This window comes from Arsukibacterium sp. (genome assembly GCF_041616895.1).
In the GTDB taxonomy this organism is placed as follows: Bacteria; Pseudomonadota; Gammaproteobacteria; order Enterobacterales; family Alteromonadaceae; genus Alishewanella.
On record NZ_JBFJPY010000121.1, the window covers coordinates 1 to 8,022 of the forward strand.

5 protein-coding genes and 1 rRNA gene are annotated in these 8,022 nt (G+C 50.7%); 5 read left to right on the forward strand and 1 reads right to left on the reverse strand.

Annotated elements, in window-relative coordinates; translation table 11 throughout:
- The 5 genes from ABY802_RS14990 to ABY802_RS15010 form a co-directional block, all read left to right on the forward strand.
- Positions 1-1,696, forward strand: a 1,696-nt coding sequence (locus ABY802_RS14990; RefSeq protein WP_372627936.1) for a M14 family zinc carboxypeptidase, incomplete at its 5' end; no start/stop codon positions are given.
- Complete coding sequence (locus ABY802_RS14995; RefSeq protein WP_372627937.1) at positions 1,683-2,390, forward strand: HAD-IA family hydrolase; 708 nt, start codon at positions 1,683-1,685, stop codon at positions 2,388-2,390. The genes ABY802_RS14990 and ABY802_RS14995, both read left to right, overlap by 14 nt.
- Before the next feature lie 95 nt (positions 2,391-2,485).
- Positions 2,486-4,657 carry a DNA helicase II gene (uvrD, locus tag ABY802_RS15000; protein ID WP_372627938.1) on the forward strand — a complete coding sequence of 724 codons (2,172 nt, stop codon included), beginning with the start codon at positions 2,486-2,488 and terminating at the stop codon, positions 4,655-4,657.
- A gap of 1 nt (position 4,658) precedes the next feature.
- Positions 4,659-6,722, forward strand: coding sequence for a GNAT family N-acetyltransferase (locus tag ABY802_RS15005; protein WP_372627939.1), 2,064 nt, complete (start codon positions 4,659-4,661; stop codon positions 6,720-6,722).
- Positions 6,723-6,817: 95 nt separating this feature from the next.
- A complete protein-coding gene (locus ABY802_RS15010; protein WP_372627940.1) occupies positions 6,818-7,615 on the forward strand; it encodes a hypothetical protein in 798 nt (265 codons plus the stop codon).
- Between the two features lie 310 nt (positions 7,616-7,925).
- Here the strand turns inward: ABY802_RS15010 and rrf are convergent.
- Positions 7,926-8,022: ribosomal RNA gene (gene rrf, locus ABY802_RS15015) — 5S ribosomal RNA — on the reverse strand; the annotation flags it as partial.

The window sequence follows — 8,022 nt, forward strand, 5'->3', positions numbered from 1 at the left end:
CACCGTTGAAGGCACGTACCAGCAAGCGGCACAGCTAGCCGATGATTATCCGGAACTGGCCCAGTGGTTTAGTATTGGCAGCTCATGGCAGCATACTCAGGGCGAAGGCGGCTATCCGCTAATGGTGCTCAGGCTGGGCCAGCGCGAAACCGTTGCAGAACCCGCTGACAAGCGGCCGGTATTGTTTATCCAAAGCGCTATGCATGCCCGCGAATACGTTACCGCGGAACTGAATTTACAGTTTGCCCGACAACTGCTGCAAAATTATCAGCAGCAGGCTGATGCCAACTGGCTGCTGAATTTCACTGAAATACATTTGTTATTTCAAATGAACCCGGATGGTCGTAAATACGCAGAGCAAGGTCAGCTTTGGCGCAAGAGTGCTAATCTTACTCACTGCCCGCAGGACGAGCCCGGTGTCGATTTAAACCGCAACTTCAGCTACAGCTGGAATATCAGCAGCAAAGGCTCCAGTGGCGAGGCCTGCTCAACGGTTTATCGCGGCCCACAAGCAGGCTCGGAGCCTGAAACTCAGGCAGTAGAGCGCTATATTCGCCAGCTGTATGCCAACCGTCGTGGCAGCAGCTTTCAGGATCCGGCGCCAGCGGAAACCATGGGCCTGCACCTCGATTTACACAGCGCCGGTGAGCTGGTGCTGTGGCCCTGGGGCCACACTACTGAGCCGGCACCAAACGCTAGCCAGTTACAAACTCTGGGCCGCAAGCTGGCCTGGTTTAATAATTATTATCCCAGTCAGAGCATTGGCTTATACCCAACCGATGGTACCAGTGACAGCATCAGTTATGGTGAGTTAGGCGTAGCAGCCATTACCCTGGAACTTGGCACAAGCTTTTTTCAAGGCTGTGGCTTTTTTACCAATTCATTATTGCCGGCCAATTTACCGCTGCTGCAGTATGCTGCAAAAGTTAGCAAGGCCCCTTATCAGCTGCCGGCAGGGCCCGACATTGCCGGGCTTAACGCCAACGGTACCAGCCATGCCTATATTCAGGCGGGTGACATCGTTGCCCTGAATTTTAACGCCGACGATCAGCGCTTTAATCAAAGCAATGGCAGTGAGCCCAGCCAGGCCGTTGTTTCGGCGCGTATTTTCCAGCATGCGCCACCCTGGCATAGCGCCAGTACTGAATTGGCAACCGCCGACATTATCAGCAGTAATAGCAGTGGCAGCATTGCAACAATGCAGGCTCAGCTGCAAACGAGCGACTGGCCAGTGGGTCAGCAGCTGTTGTATGTGCAAGCAGAAGACAGCGCAGGTAATCTTGGTGCAGTAAGTGCGGTATTTGTCACAGTAGGAGAGCTGCGCAGCCCAGTGGCCGATTTCAGCAGTAATTGCGACGGCCTGAGCTGCAGCTTTGACGGCAGTGCCAGCAGCGCTGATTCAGAAATAACCGGTTATCAGTGGCAACTTTCCGAAAGCAGCACCTTAAGCGGCGCTGCAGTAAACCATAGTTTTGCCAGTGCCGGCAGTTACCAGGCTAGGTTAACCGTCACCGACAGCAATGGGTTAAGCGCCAGCATCAGTAAAACCATTACCGTCAGCGCGCCGCCTCAGTCGACTCCCCCGCCAGCCAATACCTTAGAAGGTAGTAGTAGCGGCAGTATCAGCGTCTTTTTCAGCCTGCTATTGTTGCTGTTTATCCGCAGAATTTGTGAGAAGCCCAATGCATATTTATAAAGCGCTCAGCCCTATTAAAGCGCTGTCTTTTGATTTAGACGACACGCTATACGATAACGCGCCGGTGATCGCAGCGGCAGAGCAGGCAATGCTTAACGCATTGCTTAAACTGGCACCGGCAAGCAAAGGTAAAGATAGTGATTTCTGGTGGCAACATCGCTTAACACTGGCGAAAATTGAACCGGAACTGCGCCATGATATTGGCCGCTGGCGCCTGCTGGGGATTGAAGCCGGCTTGCTGGAGCTGGGTGTTACGCAGACAGAGGCGAAAAAAGTGGCCCAGCAGGGCTATGATGCTTTTTTAACTGCCCGCACTAAAATCAGCTTAACCGCCCAGGTGAATGATTTACTCACTGCCCTGGCTAAACAGTACCGGCTGATTGCCATTACCAATGGCAATGCCTGTATTCATAAAATGGGTTTGGGTGACTTATTTGAATTCAGCTTGCAGGCCGGGCCCGCCGGGAAAATGAAACCGTATCCGGATATGTTTCACTCGGCGGCACAGCGACTGAAGCTGGCACCTTCGCAAATTCTGCATATTGGTGATAGCCATCGCGCCGACGTGATGGGTGCCTTAGCAGCGGGTTGTCAGGCTGCCTGGCTTGATCATCATCAGCAAGCGGTAACTATCCTGCCACATATCCGGCTGACTGATGTAAACCAGCTAAATGCTTTAGTGGCGCAAATATAGTAACACTGGTTATTTATCCACTAATTCTATCGCTTTACTTGGCGCTTACCACAGGGCTGTTATAATGGCCGCAAATGGTTTACTGAGATGTGCTGATGGATGTATCCAACCTGCTGGATGGTTTAAACGATAAACAACGTGACGCGGTGGCAGCGCCGGCGCAGCATATGCTGATATTAGCCGGTGCCGGCAGTGGTAAAACCCGGGTTCTGGTGCATCGTTTAGCCTGGTTAATGCAGGTGGAAACCGTTGCGCCATACAGTTTACTGGCGGTGACATTTACCAATAAAGCGGCGCAGGAAATGCGCGGCCGGATAGAAAGCACCATTGGCGTAAGTTTAAATAACCTGTGGATGGGTACCTTTCATGGTTTATCGCACCGCATGCTGCGCGCGCATTATCAACAGGCCGGTTTGCCGCAGGGTTTTCAGATCATCGACTCGGACGATCAGTACCGCCTGGTGAAGCGGGTATTAAAAGCATTAAACCTGGATGAAAAACACTGGCCGGCTAAACAAATACAGTGGTTTATTAATGGCCGCAAAGACGACGGTCAGCGCCCGGGTATGATCGATGCAGGTGGCGATTTCAGTTTGCAGCAAATGGTTAAAATTTATGCGGCGTATCAGGAAATGTGTGACCGCGCCGGCCTGGTCGATTTTGCCGAAATTCTGTTACGCAGCTTTGAGCTGCTGAAAAACCACGCCGATGTGCGGGGTCATTATCAGCAAAGGTTTCGCCATATTCTGGTAGACGAGTTTCAGGACACCAATGCTATTCAGTATAACTGGTTACGTTTGTTGGCCGGGACGGCTGCCAAGGTAATGATTGTTGGTGATGATGATCAATCTATTTATGGCTGGCGTGGGGCAAGGGTTGAGAATATTCAGCAGTTTTTACGTGATTTCGATGGTGCCGAGACCATTCGGCTGGAGCAAAACTACCGCTCTACTGCCACCATTTTAAAAGCCGCTAACGCGGTGATTGCCAATAACAGCGGCCGGCTGGGTAAAGACTTATGGACGGAAGACAGCGAAGGCGAAGCCATTTCACTGTATACCGCCTTTAACGAGCTGGACGAAGCCCGCTTTATTGTCAGCCGCATTCGCAGCTGGCATAACCAGGGCGGCAGCTTAACCGAGAGCGCGATTTTATACCGGAATAATGCCCAGTCACGGGTATTAGAAGAAGCCTTAATTCAGGAAGGCCTGCATTATCGCATTTATGGCGGCCTGCGCTTTTACGAGCGACAGGAAATTAAAGATGCCCTGGCTTATTTACGGCTGATCAGTAACCGCCAGGATGATGCGGCGATGGAGCGGATTATTAACACCCCGGCCCGCGGCATTGGCGATACCACCATGAATAAGGTGCGGCTGCATGCCCGCAGTGAACAGCAAACGCTGTGGCAAGCCCTGCAGCAAATGTTGCAGCAGAAGCAACTCAGTGGCCGTGCTGCCAACGCCATAGAGCAGTTTATGCTGTTAATAGACCGCCTGGAACAGGAGCTAACCGACCTACCCCTGTTTGAACAAGCCGAGCATATTATTAAGCAATCCGGTTTGTATGCCATGTATCAAGCGGAGAAAGGCGAAAAAGCCCAGACCCGGATAGAGAACTTAAACGAGTTAGTGACCGCCTGTCAGAACTTTAACAGCAATACCGTGGAAGATATGACACCACTGGCCGCGTTTTTATCCCAGGCTGCGCTGGAAGCGGGCGATTATCAGGCAGAAGAACACTCAGACGCAGTGCAGCTGATGACCTTGCACAGCGCCAAGGGTCTGGAATTCCCGTTGGTGTTTATTTGTGGTTTAGAAGAAGGCATGTTTCCAAGCCAGCAAAGTGGCGACGACCCAACAAGGCTCGAAGAAGAGCGGCGGCTGTGTTACGTCGGCATGACCCGCGCCATGCAAAAGCTGTATTTATGTCATGCTGAAAGCCGCCGTTTATATGGCCAGGAGCAATACCATAAAGCGTCACGGTTTATCCGGGAAATTCCGGTAGAATATCTGGAAGAAATTCGTTTAACCACCCAAGTTAGCCGGCCTGCTCAGTCTAACCGTTTTGGTAGTGCCGCCAGCCATGTCGCGTTTGAGAATACCGGCTTTAATTTAGGCCAGCGGGTGCTGCATGAAAAGTTTGGCGAGGGCACAGTACTTAATTATGAAGGAGTTGGCCCGCAATCGCGCATTCAGGTTAATTTTGATCAGCTGGGCAGTAAATGGCTGATGACAGCCTATGCCAGATTGCAGGCGGTTGGCTAAAATGCCCTTAACAGGCTATTTGCAGCCGCTATTGACGCAAGCCGCGGCTCGTCAATGCCGGCTGCCGGTATTACTGCAAGGTGATGCTGAACCACTGTTGCAGCAGAGTCTGGCCTTAGTAGCGCAAGTTCAACCAGAAAAACTGTATTGGTTGGGCGAGCACGCCCCGCAAAACAGTACGGTTTTGCAAGCTGGCCAAAATTATCAGCTGCTTGGCAGCGAATGCGATATGCTGATCATTAACGCCTTGAATGGGTTTAATGCCGATCTTATCGCCGCCAGCGCCGGTTGCTTAAAAGCAGGTGGCTTGTGGCTGTTATTGGCGCAACCCGATACACAGTGGTGTCAGCAGCCAAACCCGGGCCACAGTGCATTGTTGCCTTACCCAGTAGACCCGCAATATTATCAGGGACAGTTTACCCGCTTCTGGTTAGCCCAACTGGCAAAGGGCCCGTTGTTAACCCTTAGTCTGCATGATAATAAGCTCGAAACCCGCAGACAGCTCAGCTTGCCCGATTTTATCGCACCCACTGCAGTAGCAGCGCCCTATGCCAGCACCGGACAACAGCATGCCGTAGCGGCAATATTAAAAGTGGTATCTGGCCATCGTAAACGGCCACTGGTGCTGGTTGCAGACAGGGGCCGTGGTAAGTCTGCTGCGTTGGGGCTGGCCGCAGCATTACTGGTGCAGCAAGGTAAAAAACGGTTGGCCATTACCGCCGCCAGCCCACATGCTGCCAATACCGCAATCAGCCACTATCAGCAGCAGATGGCAGATCTGCCGGGCTTGCAGTTTATGCCGGTAGACCAGATATTAGCGGAGAAACCAGATTTAGATCTATTACTGATAGATGAAGCAGCTGCCCTGCCCACTGCCGTTTTAAAACAACTTGCCGACAGCTACAGCAGGCTTGTGTTTGCCACTACCGAGCATGGCTATGAAGGCACCGGCCGTGGCTTTCAGTTGCGTTTTCAACACTATCTTGCACAAACCCAACCTGGCTGGAAGCGGCTTGAGCTGACCGAACCGGTTCGTTATCAGCAGCAAGATCCGCTGGAGCAGCTTATTTTTCAAAGCTTCTTGCTGCGCCAACCTTTAACAACACCGCGCTATCAGCCAGATGAGCCAGTGCAGTTGCGGCAGTTTCAGGCTGAAGACTGGCTGAGCGCTCCTGAGCAACTTGCAGCAGTATTTCACCTGCTTAGTCAGGCCCATTACCAGACGCAGATAAAAGATCTGGCCGCACTGTTAGATAACCCTCAGCTTCGCGTGGCTGCACTTTATCAACAAGATCAGCTGTTAGCCTGTGCTTTGCTTAGCCATGAGGGCGAGTTGGAACCAGAACTTTGCCAGCATATTTATCAGGGGAAACGACGGGTTCAGGGTCATTTACTGGCACAAAGCCTGGCGTTTCATTTAGCACAACCACAACTTGCCACTGAGCGCTTGGTTCGGATAATGCGGATTACGGTTGAGCAAAGCCTGCAACGCCAGGGACTTGGTGGTCTATTGTTAGCAAAACTGGCCAGCAGCTTAAAGCAGCAAGGTGTTAACTGGCTTGGAACCAGCTTTGGGGTAAGCCCGGCGCTGTTAGCATTCTGGCAGCAGGCAAACTATCTTCCTGTCCGGCTTAGTCATTTTGCCGACAACGCCAGCAGTGAACCATCAGCACTGATGTTACAACCTCTTTTAGCGGATCAGAAAATTGCTAAGCAATTAACTGAAGCGTTTGCCGAACAACTTTATCACTGCCTGCCAGAGTACCCTGCGACGCTCGATTTTGATGTGCTAAGTCAATTAGTTCAGCCACCTGGGCGCGCAATAAACGAAATCGAAATGTCACAGCTGCAACTATTTGTTGCTGGACAACGCCCTTACGAGCTGGTCGCGGGTGTGTTATTAAAGTGGTTTAATGTTAATTTTCAACAGACAGATATTGCTCCGGCCAGGGTTTTAGCAGCACGCTTATGGCAAAAACAAGGTTGGCAGCAGATCAGCCAACGGTTTAACCTGGCAGGTAAAGCAGCATGCATTAATGTTATGCGCCAGGGTATTTGCGATTAGTTAAAACTGGTCCTGCCACAAACACTGTTTTAACCCGCAGAAAAGTGCTAATGTTCGGCGATTTTTTTATTTAACGCTGATAGTTAAACCCCTCTATGACGATAATTACACCCTTATTACTAAGCCTGGCTATGGGCAGCACAGCAGGCTACAGCCAGACAGAATTGCGTACTTTGCAGTATGCGGTAAACAGTTATGCTTACAGCACATCACTTGAGCAATTTTACCGCCACTGTAATGAGCTCGACCCTGAACAATACATGGTCAAAAAGCCTGATAACACGCGCCTTCATAGCTTGTTGCAGCTGCAACTACAACTCGATGTTGAACAATTTCTCAGTAATGTCGCCGCTAATCCTAAGTTTCAGCAACGCGTTCCTGATGATATCACCCTGACGGATTGTGCCAATCATCCGGCTTATCAGCGGATAATAGATAGGTACGAGCTGGAGTTATTTGCGCTGGAAATTGCCACCCCTGTTAAAGTGAGCAAACAAAGCCCTGAGAGCCAGCGTAGACAAAACCAGCAACTTAAAATTAAAAAGGCCGCTGAGCTGCTTGAGCGTAGCAAAGCAGTAGCAATGGTCAGTATTATTGATCGCAATAGCTTAAGCACGCTGGAACAAGCCAATTTTCTTCACCCCGAGTATAAAGGCCGTTACATCTATAAAGTAGATCAGGGCTGGCGTAACATTCCATCGAGGTATATGGGAATGCAAAGCTATCTGACAGACCAGCAGTTTGCAGCAAGCCCTAAAAGCTGGTTGTTATTACTCGACCAGCATAACCAGTTTATTCAGGTATTCAGTGAAGCAGATGCTAAAACTTATCTGAACTTGCTTGGCAAACCGGAATGGCATTTTGATATTCAGGGTAATTTGCAGCGTAAATAAAAACCTAAGACTAAATCCCCCTTGATCCCCCTTTCTCAAAGGGGGAGACCAAAATGCAGTCCGATATCGCATAACGATAAAAACTCAGTAATAAGCACAAAGCTAGAGAACTACTCTCGCATGGGACTGCCCTGCTCGAGTAGTTCACCGCCACTAAATCACAGGCAATAAAAAAGCCCCTGCTCTTTCGAGAGGGGCTGTTCTATTAATTGGGAGCCTGCGGGGCTGGCCTACCAGCGGTGTACTACGTTTGCCTGTTACAATGCAAAAAAGCCCACTCGACTGAGTGGGCTTTTTGGCTTTATTGGGAGCCTGGCGGTGTACTACTCTCGCATGGCGAATGCCACACTACCATCGTCGCAGCTGCGTTTCACTTCTGAGTTCGGAATGGGATCAGGTGGTTCCAC

Coding starts and splice junctions, on each gene's coding strand:
- ABY802_RS14995 (WP_372627937.1), top strand. CDS start 1,683: ATGCATATTTATAAAGCGCTCAGCCCTATTAAAGCGCTGTCTTTTGAT.
- uvrD (WP_372627938.1), top strand. CDS start 2,486: ATGGATGTATCCAACCTGCTGGATGGTTTAAACGATAAACAACGTGAC.
- ABY802_RS15005 (WP_372627939.1), top strand. CDS start 4,659: ATGCCCTTAACAGGCTATTTGCAGCCGCTATTGACGCAAGCCGCGGCT.
- ABY802_RS15010 (WP_372627940.1), top strand. CDS start 6,818: ATGACGATAATTACACCCTTATTACTAAGCCTGGCTATGGGCAGCACA.